Below are 16,930 nucleotides of genomic sequence, written 5' to 3' on the forward strand. Positions count from 1 at the left end.
ATCAGTTGCGCTCCATGTCAATGTCAATACCCAACGAGCGGATTTCTTTTACCAACACGTTGAAGGATTCGGGCATGCCAGCATCAATTGTGTGCTCGCCCTTGACGATGTTTTCGTAAACCTTGGTACGGCCTGCGACGTCATCGGACTTCACTGTCAGCATTTCCTGCAAGACATATGAAGCACCGTATGCTTCGAGGGCCCAAACTTCCATCTCACCAAAGCGCTGACCACCAAACTGAGCTTTACCGCCCAGTGGCTGTTGCGTTACTAACGAGTAAGGTCCGGTTGAACGTGCATGCATCTTGTCATCGACCAAATGGTGGAGTTTCAAGACGTGCATTACACCAACAGTTACAGGACGCTCAAACTGATCGCCAGTACGGCCGTCGCACAAAATCATTTGCTGACGTGAAGGCGTCATCTTCAAAGAAGTAGCTACCTCTTCTGGATATGCCAACTCGAGCATGCGTCCGATTTCAGCTTCAGTTGCACCGTCAAACACTGGAGTAGCGAATGGCAAGCCTTGGCGTAAATTCTCAGCCAAAACAGTGATCTGCTCATCAGTGAAGTTATCGATATCTTCGATACGACCGGTTTCGTTGTAAAGCTGCTTCATGAACTTACGGAGTTCAGCTTGTTTAGCCTGTTGACGAACCATCTCATCAATACGCTTACCAATACCTTGAGCTGCCCAACCTAAGTGGGTTTCCAAGATCTGACCTACGTTCATACGGGAAGGAACACCCAATGGGTTCAAGACGATGTCAACAGGGCGTCCGTCAGCCATAAATGGCATGTCTTCTGCGGGGGCGATTTTAGAAACCACACCTTTGTTACCGTGACGACCGGCCATCTTGTCACCAGGCTGTAAGCGACGCTTAACTGCCAGGTACACCTTAACCATCTTCGTTACGCCAGGCTGCAAATCATCGCCTTGGGTAAGTTTTGTGCGCTTCTCTTCAAAAGCCTCATCAAATTGCTTACGCTTCGCTTCGATAGAAGATTTGATTGCCTCAACTTGTGTGGCAACCTCATCATCCGCTGGACGAACATCAAACCAATGGTATTTATCTAAACCAGCAAGGTATTCCTTGTCGATCTTAGTGCCCTTAGCCAACTTCTGTGGACCGCCATTGGCAACTTTGCCAATCAACAGCTTTTCTAAACGCATGAAGGCATCGCCTTCAACAATACGCAACTGGTCGTTTAAGTCCAAACGATAGCGTTGTAATTCTTCTTGAATGATTGACTGTGCACGTGCATCGCGCTCAATGCCTTCACGGGTGAAGACTTGAACATCAATAACGGTGCCGATCATTCCAGATGGAACGCGCAAAGAAGTATCTTTAACGTCAGATGCTTTTTCACCGAAGATCGCACGGAGGAGCTTCTCTTCTGGCGTGAGAGTAGTCTCACCCTTTGGAGTTACCTTACCAACCAATACGTCACCAGCTTCAACTTCAGCACCGATGTAAACAATACCGCTCTCATCCAAGCGGGAGAGTTGTGACTCAGCCAAATTGGAGATATCGCGTGTAATTTCTTCTGAACCAAGCTTGGTATCACGAGCAACAACCGACAACTCTTCAATATGAATAGAGGTGTAACGGTCATCAGCAACAACTTTCTCAGAGATCAAGATTGAATCTTCGAAGTTGTAACCGTTCCATGGCATAAATGCCACAGTCATGTTTTGACCCAAAGCCAACTCACCCAAATCGGTAGATGCGCCATCAGCAACGACGTCGCCACGAGCTACACGATCACCAGCCTGAACGATTGGACGTTGGTTGATGTTGGTGTTTTGGTTTGAACGGGTGTACTTGATGAGGTTATAAATATCCACACCAACTTCACCAGCCGCTGTCTCGTCATCGTTTACACGAATAACTACACGGTTTGCGTCAACATAGTCAACGATACCGCCGCGGGAAGCCAAGATAACTGTACCTGAGTCAACCGCAACAATGCGCTCTAAGCCGGTACCAACCAATGGCTTATCTGGACGCAAGCAAGGAACCGCTTGACGTTGCATATTCGCACCCATCAACGCACGGTTCGCATCATCATGCTCCAAGAATGGAACCAATGAAGCAGCGGCAGAAACGATCTGGCTCGGAGCAACGTCGATGAAATCGATGCGCTCTGGGCTAACCATCATGGTCTCACCAGCCTGACGTGCTGAAACCAATTCATCAGCCAACTTGCCGCTCTTGTCGATCGTTGCATTTGCCTGAGCAATAACGTATTTCGCTTCTTCAATCGCAGACAGATAAACAACTTCGTCGCTTACTTTGCTATTGGAAACTTTACGGTATGGAGTCTCTAAGAAACCATGCTCATTCAAACGCGCAAACAACGCGAGTGAGTTGATCAGACCAATGTTTGGTCCCTCTGGAGTTTCAATTGGGCAAACACGTCCGTAGTGGGTTGGATGTACGTCACGCACTTCGAAGCCTGCGCGCTCACGTGTCAAACCACCAGGTCCCAATGCAGAAATACGACGCTTGTGCGTGATCTCTGACAATGGATTTGTTTGGTCCATAAACTGGGACAACTGTGAAGAACCGAAGAACTCACGAATTGCTGAAGAGATTGGCTTGCTGTTAATCAAATCATGCGGCATGAGGTTTTCTGTTTCGGCTTGGCCGAGACGCTCTTTAACCGCACGCTCAACACGTGACAAACCAGCACGGAATTGATTCTCTGCCAACTCACCTACGCAACGTACGCGACGATTACCTAAGTGATCGATGTCATCGACTTCGCCTTTACCGTTACGCAAGTCAACCAAAGACTTAATGGTGTCGAGGATATCTTCATCCGACAAAACCATTTTGCCTTCCATCTCTGAACGGCCGAGACGGCTATTCACTTTCATACGGCCAACGCGTGATAAATCGTAGCTATCTTCGTTGTAGAACAAGCGCTGGAACAAGGCTTCAACAGCATCTTCTGTTGGAGGCTCGCCAGGACGCATCATGCGATAGATGGCAATACGAGCAGCCATTTGATCGGCAGTTTCATCAGTACGCAATGTCTGTGAAATATATGCACCAGAATCCAAATCATTGGTGTAGATGGTTTCCAATTGCTTAATACCTGCATCACGCAATGTAGCCAACAACTCTTCGGTGATTTCATCATTAGCGTAAGCCAAGATTTCGCCAGAGTCTGGATCAATGATGTTGCGTGCAACTACGCGGCCAACCAAGTAGTCATCTGGAACTACGATGTTTTTAGTCTTAGCGGCTTCGAGTTCACGAATATGTTTTGCATTGATACGCTTGTCTTTTTGAATGACAACAACGCCATTCTTATCAAGCACATCAAAGCTAGCTAACTGACCACGCAAACGCTCTGGAACAAATTCCATTGATGCGCCATTTGCGCTCAATGAGAAATGATCAAAGTTAAAGAAGTTTGCAAGAATCTGTTCGTTGTTTAAACCAATTGCTTTGAGCAAAATGGTGACGGGCATCTTACGACGACGGTCAACGCGGAAATACAGAATGTCTTTTGGATCAAACTCAAAATCGAGCCATGAACCACGGTAAGGAATGATGCGTGCTGAGAACAGCAACTTACCTGAGCTATGTGTCTTGCCCTTATCGTGTTCAAAGAACACGCCTGGGGAACGGTGCAACTGAGAAACGATAACGCGCTCAGTACCGTTGATCACAAAAGAGCCGTTGTCAGTCATGAGTGGAATTTCACCCATGTAGACTTCACTCTCTTTTACCTCTTTAACCTTAGTAGGCGCTTCGCGATCATAAATAATCAAGCGAACTTTTGCACGTAAGGCTGAGTGGTATGTGTAACCACGTTGTTGACATTCTTTAACGTCAAACGGTGGCTGTGACAACTGGTATGACACGTATTCCATACGTGCGTAGCCATTGTTGGACACAATTGGGAATGCTGATGTAAAGGCAGCCTGAAGTCCCTCTGTAAGACGAGACATTGCCGGCTTATCAGCCTGTAAAAATTTAGCGTAGGATTCCAGCTGCGTTGCGATCAGGTATGGAACCTGATGATTATTTACTCGCTTAGCAAAGCTTTTACGGACTCGCTTGCGTTCGGTGAAGCTGTAGTTCATTTCATCTCCGAATTCAGCGACTGTACAAAGATTTGGCGATTGGCCACTACCAATCACTGGCGGACAACACTAAATCGAAAGATCTAGTGTCCGACCAAACTTGCATTCTGCAGTCGTATCAGAAGGCAAACCCGATTTCAATCAGAAATGAAATCGGGTTTGACCACTAATGGTCAAACCCAACATGGCTAGCACCCCTTTTTGAGGGGCGCTAACTGAGTTTGTATTACTTGAGTTCTGCTTTAGCGCCAGCTTCTTCAAGCTTCTTCTTAGCTTCTTCAGCTGTCTTCTTATCAACAGCTTCTTTGATTGGCTTTGGTGCGCCATCAACTAAGTCTTTAGCTTCTTTCAAGCCAAGACCAGTGATTTCGCGAACAGCCTTAATTACTGAAACTTTATTTGCACCAGCTTCGAGCAAGTTAACAGTAAATTCTGTTTGCTCTTCACCAGCAGCAGCTGCGCCACCACCAGCAGGACCAGCAACAGCCATCGCTGCAGCTGAAACGCCAAACTTCTCTTCGAACGCCTTAACCAAGTCGTTCAAATCCATTACGGACATGCTACCTACTGCATCAATGATTTCTTCTTTGGTAATCGCCATTTTTAGCTCCTAATACTTAATAGTTAATCTGCGCTTATTCAGCGGCAGGGGTTTGCGGTGTTTCTATTCCAGCTTCTGGGGCTGCGGCTGCAGGCTCAGCAGCTGCTTCTGGAGCGGCGGCTTCAGCAACTACTTCTGCTGGGGCTGCTGCTTCAACTACAGGTGCTGCAACTGGAGCAGGTGCTCCGGCTGATTTTTGCGCTGCTACTGCGCCCAATACGCGAGCCATCGCAGATACTGGTGCCAACATCACACCTAGCAACTGAGATAACAACTCGTCGCGGCTTGGAATTGTTGCAAGAGCTTTAACGCCTGCAACATCTAACAACTTGCCGTTATATAAGCCAGCAGTAATGACTAGCTTGTCTTGAGTCTTAGCAAAGTTCTGCAATACTTTTGCCGAAGCAATCGGATCAGCAGAAATGCCGTAGATCAAGGGGCCAACCATCGAATCAGCAAGAGGCTCAAACTGTGTGCCTTGTGCAGCACGGCGTGCCAATGTGTTCTTCAAAACGCGAAGATATACACCTTGGTCACGTGCGCTAGCACGTAGCTTTGTCAACTGCTCTACTGGAATACCACGGTATTCAGCGAGCACGACTGTTTGAGCTCCAGCCAATTGAGCGCCGACATCAGCAACAATCGCTTTTTTGTCTTGTACATTCAAAGGCACGGTTTAACTCCTAAAAAACCAACTGTTTCCAGTTGGGGTTACACACCAGCGTCTGATCATTTGTCACAAGGGAATCTTGTGAAATCTTTTCAGGGTCGCCATCTGCGCTGGCTATTACTTTCGTAACGATTAAGAATTAGTTCTGAGTAAGCAAATAATTCACCAACGGTCTTTGATGTTCGACTCTCACTCAAAGAGTAGGAGTCGACCCAAAGTTCTTTTTGCTACAGGCTAATTACTGAGCAGCCTGTATCGATGCTTGGTCTACACGTACGCCTGCACCCATGGTGCTGCTTACGGCAACCTTCTTTAAATAAACGCCCTTAGATGCAGGTGGCTTAGCTTTGTTCAAAGCCTCAAGCAATGCGAGCAAGTTTGATTTCAATGCAGCTGGCTCGAATGAACGACGGCCAATGCTTGCGTGCACGATACCGGCTTTGTCCACACGGAATTGCACTTGGCCAGCTTTTGCATTCTTAACTGCAGTAGCAACGTCAGGAGTAACAGTTCCAACTTTTGGATTCGGCATCAAACCACGTGGGCCCAATACTTGACCTAAAGTACCAACGATCTTCATTGTGTCTGGGGATGCGATCAAAATATCGAAATCGATTTTGCCGCCTTTGATTTGGTCAGCAAGGTCTTCCATGCCAACGATCTCAGCACCAGCAGCTTTTGCTTGTTCAGCTTTTTCGCCTTGTGCAAATACCGCTACACGAACATGCTTACCTGTACCAGCTGGGAGCACAACTGCGCCACGCACAACTTGGTCAGATTTCTTAGCATCAATACCCAACTGAACTGCAACGTCGATAGACTCATCAAACTTAGCAGTTGCACACTCTTTAACGAGGTTCAATGCATCTTCTAATGCATAAAACTTATTGCGATCTACTTTAGATTCGATTGCTTTTAAACGCTTAGATAACTTAGTCATGATTAGAGACCTTCCACTGTGATGCCCATTGAACGGGCGCTACCAGCGATTGTTCTTACAGCAGCGTCCATATCAGCAGCTGTCAAATCTGGCATTTTTGCTTTAGCAATTTCTTCTGCTTGAGCACGTGTAATTTTTCCTACCTTATCGGTATGCGGACGTGGTGATCCTTTTTCGATCTTTGCAGCCTTCTTAATCATGATGGTTGCTGGAGGAGTCTTCATGATGAATGTGAAGCTCTTATCAGCAAACGCTGTAATCACGACCGGAATTGGCAGGCCAGGTTCCATGCTCTGAGTTTGAGCATTAAACGCCTTACAGAATTCCATAATGTTGAGGCCACGTTGACCCAATGCTGGACCTACGGGAGGTGATGGATTTGCTTTACCTGCAGGGATCTGCAGCTTGATAAAGCCAATGATCTTCTTTGCCATTGATTGCTCCTAAAAGCGCGCCTGACCTCATTAGGAAAGACCGCTGTTGAGTAAACGCTTCACTAGTTTTTGGCTTTCTAGATCCGCTCCTCGGTTATTGCTAACCACTTAAAACGACTACTTTTGCTACAAAACACCCTTAAATTGGGTATTTTTTACATCTTTTCTACCTGGCCGAACTCCAGCTCAACTGGGGTACCGCGGCCAAAAATTGTAACAGAAACGCGCAATCTTGACTTCTCGTAGTTCACTTCTTCGACATTTCCATTGAAGTCTGTAAACGGGCCTTCTTTTACGCGAACCATCTCACCCACTTCAAAGAGGGTCTTAGGCTTAGGCTTATCAACCCCAGCCTGCATTTGATCCATGATTTTGGTGACTTCTGCTGTAGAAATTGGGCTTGGGCGGTTACGAACACCACCCACAAAACCAGTCACTTTTGGAGTGTTTTTCACCAAATGCCAGCTCTCGTCCGTCATTTCCATCTCAATCAGGACATATCCCGGAAAGAAACGACGTTCAGATACAGACTTAGTGCCAGACTTGATTTCTACAACCTCTTCGGAGGGAACCAAGATACGGCCAAATTTCTCAGGCATGCCAGAGCGTGCAATACGCTCCTCAAGACCTCTTTTAACGCTTTTTTCCATGCCTGAATAAGCATGGATCACGTACCAGCGCATATTGCCGGTAGCTTGTGGATTTGAGACCAATTCAGCATCAATCATTTTTTACTCACTTCCAGCCCAAGAAGACTGAAAAAACTAGCCATTCAATTAATTTGTCTGCAATCCATAAAAACAGGGACATGATCAGAACAAAGCCAAATACGACTAGAGTCATTTGAGTCGTCTCTTTGCGAGTCGGCCAAACAACCTTTTTTACTTCATACCAAGAATCTTTTGCATAGGCGATAAAGCGACGCCCATCAGGTGAAAACGCCACAATCAAAACTGCAGCAGCAATACCGCCAAACAAAACAGCTAAACGGATCAACAAAGATTGATCTGCCAGCGTGTAGTAAAGAACTAACGCTGCAACGACGATTAAAGCAGCGAGTCCGGAGACCCAGCTACTTTTTTCTTCAGTATGGCTTGCTGTATGTTGAGACATATTACTTTCAGTTCAAATCGTGGCAGGGGCGGAGGGCATCGAACCCCCAACCTTTGGTTTTGGAGACCAACGCTCTGCCAATTGAGCTACACCCCTTTATTAAAACTATTAAGCCAAAATCTTTGCAACCACGCCGGCGCCAACAGTACGGCCACCTTCACGGATCGCAAAACGTAAACCTTCTTCCATCGCGATTGGAGCGATGAGTTTTACGGTAATAGTCACGTTATCACCAGGCATTACCATTTCTTTGTCTTTTGGCAACTCGATTGAACCAGTTACGTCCGTTGTACGGAAGTAGAACTGTGGACGATAGTTGTTAAAGAATGGAGTATGACGACCACCTTCGTCTTTACCCAAGATGTAAACCTCGGCTGTAAAGTGAGTATGTGGGGTGATTGAGCCTGGCTTAGCCAATACTTGGCCGCGCTCAACTTCTTCACGTTTTGTACCGCGTAACAAGATACCAACGTTATCGCCTGCTTGACCTTGGTCGAGCAATTTGCGGAACATTTCAACACCAGTACAAGTTGTCTTGAGTGTTGGCTTGATACCAATAATTTCAATCTCTTCACCAACCTTAACGATACCGCGCTCGATACGGCCTGTAACAACAGTACCGCGACCGGAGATAGAGAACACGTCCTCTACTGGCATCAAGAACGCACCGTCAACAGCACGCTCTGGAGTTGGGATGTATGAGTCAAGCGCTTCAGCCAACTTCATGATGGCTTCTTTACCCAATGGGCCTTCGTCGCCTTCAAGAGCTAACTTAGCAGAACCTTGAACGATTGGTGTGTCATCGCCTGGGAAGTCGTACTTAGATAGAAGCTCACGAACTTCCATTTCTACGAGCTCTAACAACTCAGCGTCATCAACCATGTCGCACTTGTTCAAAAATACGATGATGTATGGAACACCAACTTGGCGTGCCAAGAGGATGTGCTCACGAGTTTGTGGCATTGGGCCGTCAGCTGCAGAGCAAACCAAAATAGCGCCGTCCATCTGAGCAGCACCAGTAATCATGTTCTTAACGTAGTCAGCATGTCCTGGGCAATCAACGTGAGCGTAGTGACGATTCGCTGTCTCATACTCAACGTGTGCTGTATTAATAGTAATACCGCGTGCTTTTTCTTCTGGAGCAGCATCGATCTGATCGTATGCTTTTGCTTCGCCACCGAATGCTTTTGAAAGCACAGTTGCAATAGCTGCTGTCAATGTGGTTTTACCGTGGTCAACGTGACCGATTGTGCCAACGTTTACGTGCGGTTTTGTCCGCTCAAACTTTTCTTTTGCCATTTTTTTGTCTGCCCTTAGTTAACTCTTAAACCAACACACGAAATTAAAATTTTTACTACTTAAGCCATGGTGCCCATGGGCAGGATCGAACTGCCGACCTCTCCCTTACCAAGGGAGTGCTCTACCACTGAGCCACATGGGCAAATACAAATACTGTTAATACTGGAGCGGGATAAGAGAATCGAACTCTTGACCGAAGATTGGAAATCTGCTGTTTTACCATTAAACTAATCCCGCACATCTGGTGGAGGGGGTAGGATTCGAACCTACGTAGGCATAGCCAACAGATTTACAGTCTGCCTCCTTTAGCCGCTCGGACACCCCTCCGCGAACCCAATATTCTGACTCCAAATGGAGTTTCTGTCAATCTCTAAAACCTCAAAACGCTTTGCACAAGTAAAAACGCCCAGACCTAAGAGGGTCTGGGCGTCGCATTGGTGCCCGGCAGTTACCTACTTTCACACGGGTAATCCGCACTATCATCGGCGTAAAGTCGTTTCACTGTCCTGTTCGGGATGGGAAGGAGTGGTTCCAACTTGCTATGGTCACCGGGCGTAGAGGGTCGAGTTGCTGATAATTCATCAACAACTCTATTTGAGTAAGCATGTAATTAAGGATGCAGATTAAATCTGGCAAACATCCAACACAATAGTGCTGGTTATAGGATCAAGCCTAACGGGCAATTAGTATCAGTTAGCTTAACGCATTACTGCGCTTCCACACCTGACCTATCAACGTTGTGGTCTTCAACGACCCTTTATGTAGGTTAAACCTACGGGAGATCTCATCTTCAGGCAAGTTTCCCGCTTAGATGCTTTCAGCGGTTATCTCTTCCGTACATAGCTACCCTGCGATGCTTCTGGCGAAACAACAGGTACACCAGCGGTACGTCCACTCCGGTCCTCTCGTACTAGGAGCAGCCCCCGTCAAATCTCCAACGCCCATGGCAGATAGGGACCAAACTGTCTCACGACGTTTTAAACCCAGCTCACGTACCTCTTTAAATGGCGAACAGCCATACCCTTGGGACCGGCTACAGCCCCAGGATGAGATGAGCCGACATCGAGGTGCCAAACACCGCCGTCGATATGAACTCTTGGGCGGTATCAGCCTGTTATCCCCAGAGTACCTTTTATCCGTTGAGCGATGGCCCTTCCATACAGAACCACCGGATCACTATGACCTGCTTTCGCACCTGCTCGACTTGTCGGTCTCGCAGTTAAGCACGCTTTTGCCATTGCACTTTAGGTACGATGTCCGACCGTACCAAGCGTACCTTCGTACTCCTCCGTTACACTTTGGGAGGAGACCGCCCCAGTCAAACTGCCTACCATGCACTGTTCCCGACCCAGATAATGGGCCAAGGTTAGAACCTCAAACAAACCAGGGTGGTATTTCAAGGTTGGCTCCAGCGGAACTAGCATCCCGCTTTCAACGCCTCCCACCTATCCTACACAGACCGGTTCAAAGTCCAATGCAAAGCTACAGTAAAGGTTCATGGGGTCTTTCCGTCTAGCCACGGGTAGATTGCATCATCACAAACATTTCAACTTCGCTGAGTCTCAGGAGGAGACAGTGTGGCCATCGTTACGCCATTCGTGCAGGTCGGAACTTACCCGACAAGGAATTTCGCTACCTTAGGACCGTTATAGTTACGGCCGCCGTTTACTGGGACTTCAATCAAGAGCTTGCACCCCATCATTTAATCTTCCAGCACCGGGCAGGCGTCACACCCTATACGTCCACTTTCGTGTTTGCAGAGTGCTGTGTTTTTATTAAACAGTCGCAGCCACCTTTTTATTGCAACCCTTTCGTCCTCCCGTTGTTCACGGTCAAACTACCAGGGCGCACCTTATCCCGAAGTTACGGTGCAAATTTGCCGAGTTCCTTCTCCTGAGTTCTCTCAAGCGCCTTAGAATACTCATCTCGCCCACCTGTGTCGGTTTGCGGTACGGTCTTGTTAGACTGAAGCTTAGAGGCTTTTCTTGGAACCACTTCCAATTGCTTCGCGAATAAATTCGCTCGTCTCACGCCCTTGAATTACGCTACCGGATTTACCTAATAGCCATCTCCAACGCAAGAACCGGGACTTCCAACACCCGGACAACTTTCCGCGATCCGTCCCCCCATCGCATCTAACAATGGTCAAGGAATATTAACCTTGTTCCCATCAGCTACGCATCTCTGCCTCGCCTTAGGGGCCGACTCACCCTGTTCCGATGAACGTTGAACAGGAAACCTTGGGCTTACGGCGAGGGGGCTTTTCACCCCCTTTATCGCTACTCATGTCAGCATTCGCACTTCTGATACCTCCAGCATCCTTTACAAGACACCTTCACAGGCTTACAGAACGCTCTCCTACCATCACATTACTGTGATCCGCAGCTTCGGTTATATGCTTAGCCCCGTTACATCTTCCGCGCAGGACGACTCGATCAGTGAGCTATTACGCTTTCTTTAAAGGATGGCTGCTTCTAAGCCAACCTCCTGACTGTTTTAGCCTTCCCACTTCGTTTCCCACTTAGCATATATTAGGGACCTTAGCTGGCGGTCTGGGTTGTTTCCCTCTTGACACCGGACGTTAGCACCCGATGTCTGTCTCCCGTGCTTGCACTTGTAGGTATTCGGAGTTTGCTATGGCGCAGTAATCCGCAATGGACCCCACTACCATGACAGTGCTCTACCCCCTACAGTGATACACGAGGCACTACCTAAATAGTTTTCGGAGAGAACCAGCTATTTCCAGTTTTGTTTAGCCTTTCACCCCTATCCACAGCTCATCCCCTAACTTTTCAACGTTAGTGGGTTCGGTCCTCCAGTACGTGTTACCGCACCTTCAACCTGGCCATGGATAGATCAACTGGTTTCGGGTCTACACCCAGCAACTAGCGCCCTATTCGGACTCGCTTTCGCTACGCCTTCCCTATTCGGTTAAGCTTGCTACTGAATGTAAGTCGCTGACCCATTATACAAAAGGTACGCAGTCACCCCTTACGAGGCTCCTACTGTTTGTATGCACACAATTTCAGGATCTATTTCACTCCCCTCCCGGGGTTCTTTTCGCCTTTCCCTCACGGTACTTGTTCACTATCGGTCGATTACGAGTATTTAGCCTTGGAGGATGGTCCCCCCATATTCAGACAGGATTTCACGTGTCCCGCCCTACTTGTCTCTAGCCTAGTACCACCCAATAATTTTCACATACGGGACTATCACCCTTTATTGTCGGACTTTCCATTCCGTTCTGTTAATTACTGAGCTATCACTAGAAGGCTGTTCCCATTTCGCTCGCCACTACTCTGGGAATCTCGGTTGATGTCTTTTCCTCTTGCTACTTAGATGTTTCAGTTCACAAGGTTCGCTTCTCATACCCTATGTATTCAGGTATGGATACCACAAAAGTGGTGGGTTTCCCCATTCAGAAATCCCCGGATCAAAGCTTATTTACCAGCTCCCCGGGGCTTATCGCAGGTTATAACGTCTTTCGTCGCCTGTAATCGCCAAGGCATCCATCATGTGCACTTATTCACTTGATCCTATAACGAGCACCATTGCTAGTACCTGTTACAGGTTTACTTCTACTTCTGACATGTTTGCCGTAATCCAAACTGTAAGTACTTTGTTAAGAACTTGGTAAAACTCGTTTGTATTACTGATTGATGATTCAATCTTTACCCTTATTACATTGTCAAATGTCCTCTCAAAGAAACATTTGACACTTTGCTTACTCAAATTTTTAAAGAACAGCCATAAATGGCAAAACTAAACGATTAAATATTCGCTTAGTTTTGACATTTAGATGATGGTGGAGGATGACGGGATCGAACCGACGACCCCCTGCTTGCAAAGCAGGTGCTCTCCCAGCTGAGCTAATCCCCCAACGTCCCACTAAGTCTTGTTTCTGGCTGGTGGTGGGTCTGGTAGGACTTGAACCTACGACCCCTGCGTTATCAACACAGTGCTCTAACCAGCTGAGCTACAGACCCGTGGCTTTTATTGTCAACCGATAAGTGTGGGCACTAGAGCTCCAGCATCTTTCTCTAGAAAGGAGGTGATCCAGCCGCACCTTCCGATACGGCTACCTTGTTACGACTTTACCCCAGTCATGAACCCTGCCGTGGCAGTCGCCCTCCTTGCGGTTAGGCTAACGGCTTCTGGCAAAACCCACTCCCATGGTATGACGGGCGGTGTGTACAAGACCCGGGAACGTATTCACCGCGACATTCTGATCCGCGATTACTAGCGATTCCAGCTTCACGTAGTCGAGTTGCAGACTACGATCCGGACTACGATGCATTTTCTGAGATTAGCTCCCCCTCGCGGGTTGGCAACCCTCTGTATGCACCATTGTATGACGTGTGAAGCCCTACCCATAAGGGCCATGAGGACTTGACGTCATCCCCACCTTCCTCCGGTTTGTCACCGGCAGTCTCTTTAGAGTGCTCTTGCGTAGCAACTAAAGACAAGGGTTGCGCTCGTTGCGGGACTTAACCCAACATCTCACGACACGAGCTGACGACAGCCATGCAGCACCTGTGTTCACTTTCCCTTACGGGCACCTAATGTATCTCTACTTCGTTAGTGACATGTCAAGGGTAGGTAAGGTTTTTCGCGTTGCATCGAATTAATCCACATCATCCACCGCTTGTGCGGGTCCCCGTCAATTCCTTTGAGTTTTAATCTTGCGACCGTACTCCCCAGGCGGCTGACTTCACGCGTTAGCTACGTTACTCAGGATGTAAATCCCGAACAACTAGTCAGCATCGTTTAGGGCGTGGACTACCAGGGTATCTAATCCTGTTTGCTCCCCACGCTTTCGTGCATGAGCGTCAGTGTTATCCCAGGGGGCTGCCTTCGCCATTGGTATTCCTCCACATATCTACGCATTTCACTGCTACACGTGGAATTCTACCCCCCTCTGACACACTCTAGCTATACAGTCACAGGCGCCATTCCCAGGTTAAGCCCGGGGATTTCACGCCTGTCTTGTATAACCGCCTGCGCACGCTTTACGCCCAGTAATTCCGATTAACGCTCGCACCCTACGTATTACCGCGGCTGCTGGCACGTAGTTAGCCGGTGCTTATTCTTCAGGTACCGTCATTCCCGGACTGTGTTATAGCCGGTGTTTCTTCCCTGACAAAAGAGCTTTACAACCCGAAGGCCTTCTTCACTCACGCGGCATTGCTGGATCAGGGTTTCCCCCATTGTCCAAAATTCCCCACTGCTGCCTCCCGTAGGAGTCTGGGCCGTGTCTCAGTCCCAGTGTGGCTGATCGTCCTCTCAGACCAGCTACTGATCGTCGCCTTGGTGGGCTTTTACCCCACCAACAAGCTAATCAGGCATCGGCCGCTCTAATCGCGCGAGGTCTTTCGATCCCCCGCTTTCCCCCTCAGGGCGTATGCGGTATTAGCACAGCTTTCGCTGCGTTATCCCCCACGATAAGGTACGTTCCGATGTATTACTCACCCGTTCGCCACTCGCCACCAGGTGCAAGCACCCGTGCTGCCGTTCGACTTGCATGTGTAAGGCATGCCGCCAGCGTTCAATCTGAGCCAGGATCAAACTCTTCAGTTCAATTCCTGTGATCCTTGCGGATCGTCGCACTCATTCAAGAAATTGACTTGGTAATAAAACCAAATCTTTTTACTGTCTATGAGTACTATTTATTTACATCTGTCCCGAAGGACTTGATGCTTTCACTTAGTACCCACAATTATCGGTTGACTAATTTTTAAAGAGGGCTGACTTGTTTCGTATTTCTTAAAAACATTCAGCAGAGAGATGAGACTTTATCCTACTCATTTGGGTCTGTCAACACCTTTCGTAGTCTTTTTCTATAAAAAAGTGAATTTTTTTCTTACTTATAAATTAAATTCAATAAAAACAATGAGATATAGTTTAAAAAATATTTTCATTTTTTTCAAACTATCCGGGTTTTTATGGCTAAGACAGGCAATAAGGGCGTGAGCCAGGGGCCTTTCTAGCACTTTGTTGCTTTTCTCTCCACAACTATGCATTCCTAGGGAAAACCCTGTAATTTTCCTGCTTTTCTGCTAAAATGCTGCTATGCACAACAAATTAGCAAATAGTCACTCACCCACCAAGCCTTATCTGGCTGGGTTGGCTGTCCCTGTACGCGAATTACATGGCGGCCATAGAGATGAGATTCTTCATCATCTTTTGCTCTTAAATGAAGAAGATCGACGCTTGCGTTTTGGAACTCAGACGCCCGATGAAGTTATTCATCACTATGTTGAGGGCCTAGATTTCAATAAAGACTCGGTGTTTGGTAGCTTTGATTCCCAGTTGAATCTGATTGGAATGGCTCACTTGGCATATTTGCCAGTAAGCAAAGGCCATGCAAAGGCTGCTGAGTTTGGGGTGTCGGTACTTCCCGATGGTCGTGGACAGGGCATTGGAACGGCCCTATTGGCTCGCGCCGCTGTGCACTCACGCAACACTCAAGTTGAATCTTTATTTGTACATTGCTTGGCTAACAATAGGGCCATGATGCATCTGGCTCAAAAAGCCGGTATGCGCGTTGAATACGCCTATGGTGATGCAGATGCGTACTTGACATTACCCCCTGCAAATCCCAGCACGATTGTCGAAGAGGCTGCCAATGAGCAGTGGGCAGATTTTGATTACGCGATTAAAGAAAATCTTAAGCGCTCGAATGATGTGTGGTCATGGTTTCTTGGCAGACCAGGCACTCGCACAACTTAATTAGCGCTGGGCGCTCCGCGCAAAATCCAAGTTGTCAGCAACGCTACATCGGTATCGCTTAATTTCGCGTTTGCTGGCATAGGCACAACACCCCAAGATCCCGAACCACCTTTTAGAATTTTATTTTTCAAAAATTCTTTTGCACTAGGGTCGTTAGCGTATTTTTTTGCAACTGCCTGAAAGCTAGGGCCAACAATTTTTTTATCTACCGCATGACAGCCTAAGCAGGCATTTTGTTTTGCAACTGCTTTCGCTTTTGCATCCTCAGTCGTAGCTTGCACGCAAAAAGAGCAAAGCAAGAAGAGGGCGCAGAACGAAAGAAGTTTGAGCGCTTGCATAAATAAATTTATTGCCCACTTAGCATCAAATAGATTAACTAGTTGGGCATTGAGCTAGGCTGCGACTCATCTGCTTTCCCTTGTTTTTCTAAACGCGTTTTTTCTGCATCAGAAATAATATCGAAGTAGGCGTATACATCTTTTACGCCATCAGCATTGCTTGCAACTTTCTTAGCAATCGCTGCTTCATTCTGCGTCAGAATGCCCATCAAATAAACGCTGCTGCCTTCAGCAATAATTACCATTGAATTCGATGGCAACTTATCTGTAAAAATCATTTGGGTTTTGATTTTGGATTCAAGGAAAGAATCATTCGCGCGAGATGTATAACTGCTATTTGGTCCAATGACCAATTCATTGAAAACAGAGCGTGCGTTTTTCATGGTCTTTACATAAGCGCCAGCCTGGCCTTTGATATCAGCATCTTTTACTTCGCCAGTTAACAGCACCTTTTGATTGAAGGATGTCACGTTGATGTGCGCATCATCACCATAACGCTTAGCCAGAGCATTCCCAGCCTCCAACTCTATCCCCTTATCTATTGCCTGCACGGCTGGAGTACGGCGATCGGCCATGACACTTGCGCCCGCTACAACCCCACCAACAACCAACACACCACATCCAGATAAGAATGATGAAATCAAAATTGCAGCAAATAGTTTGATGGTGATTGAATTTCTCATTTACGAACCTTCTAATTGATG

General features: G+C 47.3%; 10 protein-coding genes, 6 tRNA genes, 3 rRNA genes and 1 pseudogene. 1 reads left to right on the plus strand and 19 read right to left on the minus strand.

Going from position 1 to position 16,930, the window contains the following annotated elements; translation table 11 throughout:
- Position 1: 1 nt before the first annotated feature.
- The 17 genes and pseudogenes from rpoB to ICN16_RS09320 form a co-directional block, all read right to left on the minus strand.
- Complete coding sequence (gene rpoB, locus ICN16_RS09240; protein WP_216136727.1) at positions 2–4,102, minus strand: DNA-directed RNA polymerase subunit beta; 4,101 nt, start codon at positions 4,100–4,102, stop codon at positions 2–4.
- A 226-nt stretch (positions 4,103–4,328) separates the two neighbouring features.
- A complete protein-coding gene (gene rplL, locus ICN16_RS09245; protein WP_114654227.1) occupies positions 4,329–4,703 on the minus strand; it encodes a 50S ribosomal protein L7/L12 in 375 nt (124 codons plus the stop codon).
- Between the two features lie 160 nt (positions 4,704–4,863).
- Positions 4,864–5,376 (minus strand): annotated as a pseudogene (rplJ, locus tag ICN16_RS09250) (50S ribosomal protein L10); the annotation flags it as partial.
- Positions 5,377–5,611: 235 nt separating this feature from the next.
- Complete coding sequence (gene rplA / locus ICN16_RS09255; RefSeq protein ID WP_015420223.1) at positions 5,612–6,313, minus strand: 50S ribosomal protein L1; 702 nt, start codon at positions 6,311–6,313, stop codon at positions 5,612–5,614.
- A gap of 2 nt (positions 6,314–6,315) precedes the next feature.
- Positions 6,316–6,747: a 50S ribosomal protein L11 gene (rplK, locus tag ICN16_RS09260; protein ID WP_011901890.1), complete on the minus strand. Its 432-nt coding sequence runs from the start codon at positions 6,745–6,747 to the stop codon at positions 6,316–6,318.
- 155 nt (positions 6,748–6,902) lie between these two features.
- Positions 6,903–7,475, minus strand: a complete 573-nt coding sequence (gene nusG / locus ICN16_RS09265; RefSeq protein ID WP_216136730.1) for a transcription termination/antitermination protein NusG — start codon at positions 7,473–7,475, stop codon at positions 6,903–6,905.
- A gap of 7 nt (positions 7,476–7,482) precedes the next feature.
- Positions 7,483–7,860, minus strand: coding sequence for a preprotein translocase subunit SecE (secE, locus tag ICN16_RS09270; RefSeq protein WP_216136731.1), 378 nt, complete (start codon positions 7,858–7,860; stop codon positions 7,483–7,485).
- A 20-nt stretch (positions 7,861–7,880) separates the two neighbouring features.
- A tRNA-Trp gene (locus ICN16_RS09275) sits at positions 7,881–7,956 on the minus strand.
- A 12-nt stretch (positions 7,957–7,968) separates the two neighbouring features.
- The gene (tuf, locus tag ICN16_RS09280; RefSeq protein ID WP_215302340.1) at positions 7,969–9,159 is read right to left on the minus strand and encodes an elongation factor Tu; all 1,191 of its coding nucleotides are present in this window, start codon (positions 9,157–9,159) and stop codon (positions 7,969–7,971) included.
- A gap of 67 nt (positions 9,160–9,226) precedes the next feature.
- A tRNA-Thr gene (locus ICN16_RS09285) sits at positions 9,227–9,301 on the minus strand.
- A 21-nt stretch (positions 9,302–9,322) separates the two neighbouring features.
- Positions 9,323–9,396 (minus strand) — tRNA-Gly (locus tag ICN16_RS09290).
- 5 nt (positions 9,397–9,401) lie between these two features.
- A tRNA-Tyr gene (locus ICN16_RS09295) sits at positions 9,402–9,486 on the minus strand.
- Between the two features lie 112 nt (positions 9,487–9,598).
- Positions 9,599–9,712: ribosomal RNA gene (gene rrf / locus ICN16_RS09300) — 5S ribosomal RNA — on the minus strand.
- A gap of 109 nt (positions 9,713–9,821) precedes the next feature.
- A 23S ribosomal RNA gene (locus ICN16_RS09305) occupies positions 9,822–12,695 on the minus strand.
- A gap of 267 nt (positions 12,696–12,962) precedes the next feature.
- Positions 12,963–13,038: transfer RNA gene (locus tag ICN16_RS09310), tRNA-Ala, on the minus strand.
- Between the two features lie 30 nt (positions 13,039–13,068).
- Positions 13,069–13,145 (minus strand) — tRNA-Ile (locus ICN16_RS09315).
- A gap of 58 nt (positions 13,146–13,203) precedes the next feature.
- Positions 13,204–14,736 (minus strand): 16S ribosomal RNA (locus ICN16_RS09320).
- The 16S, 23S and 5S rRNA genes sit together here with 5 tRNA genes alongside, the layout of an rRNA operon.
- A 492-nt stretch (positions 14,737–15,228) precedes the next feature.
- Here ICN16_RS09320 and ICN16_RS09325 point away from each other — a divergent pair.
- Positions 15,229–15,888, plus strand: coding sequence for a GNAT family N-acetyltransferase (locus ICN16_RS09325; RefSeq protein ID WP_216136732.1), 660 nt, complete (start codon positions 15,229–15,231; stop codon positions 15,886–15,888).
- Here ICN16_RS09325 and ICN16_RS09330 read toward each other — a convergent pair.
- Together ICN16_RS09330 and ICN16_RS09335 are read right to left on the minus strand one after the other, a co-directional pair.
- Positions 15,885–16,226, minus strand: a complete 342-nt coding sequence (locus ICN16_RS09330) for a c-type cytochrome (RefSeq protein ID WP_216136733.1) — start codon at positions 16,224–16,226, stop codon at positions 15,885–15,887. The two genes, ICN16_RS09325 and ICN16_RS09330, sit on opposite strands and share 4 nt — an antisense overlap.
- Before the next feature lie 38 nt (positions 16,227–16,264).
- Complete coding sequence (locus ICN16_RS09335; RefSeq protein ID WP_216136735.1) at positions 16,265–16,909, minus strand: BON domain-containing protein; 645 nt, start codon at positions 16,907–16,909, stop codon at positions 16,265–16,267.
- Positions 16,910–16,930 lie beyond the last annotated feature (21 nt).

It is taken from the genome of Polynucleobacter sp. es-MAR-4 (assembly GCF_018882055.1).
Lineage (GTDB): Bacteria > Pseudomonadota > Gammaproteobacteria > Burkholderiales > Burkholderiaceae > Polynucleobacter.

Coding starts and splice junctions, on each gene's coding strand:
- ICN16_RS09325 (WP_216136732.1), top strand. CDS start 15,229: ATGCACAACAAATTAGCAAATAGTCACTCACCCACCAAGCCTTATCTG.
- tuf (WP_215302340.1), bottom strand. CDS start 9,159: ATGGCAAAAGAAAAGTTTGAGCGGACAAAACCGCACGTAAACGTTGGC.
- rplA (WP_015420223.1), bottom strand. CDS start 6,313: ATGACTAAGTTATCTAAGCGTTTAAAAGCAATCGAATCTAAAGTAGAT.
- rplL (WP_114654227.1), bottom strand. CDS start 4,703: ATGGCGATTACCAAAGAAGAAATCATTGATGCAGTAGGTAGCATGTCC.
- rpoB (WP_216136727.1), bottom strand. CDS start 4,102: ATGAACTACAGCTTCACCGAACGCAAGCGAGTCCGTAAAAGCTTTGCT.
- ICN16_RS09335 (WP_216136735.1), bottom strand. CDS start 16,909: ATGAGAAATTCAATCACCATCAAACTATTTGCTGCAATTTTGATTTCA.
- secE (WP_216136731.1), bottom strand. CDS start 7,860: ATGTCTCAACATACAGCAAGCCATACTGAAGAAAAAAGTAGCTGGGTC.
- rplK (WP_011901890.1), bottom strand. CDS start 6,747: ATGGCAAAGAAGATCATTGGCTTTATCAAGCTGCAGATCCCTGCAGGT.
- nusG (WP_216136730.1), bottom strand. CDS start 7,475: ATGATTGATGCTGAATTGGTCTCAAATCCACAAGCTACCGGCAATATG.
- ICN16_RS09330 (WP_216136733.1), bottom strand. CDS start 16,226: ATGCAAGCGCTCAAACTTCTTTCGTTCTGCGCCCTCTTCTTGCTTTGC.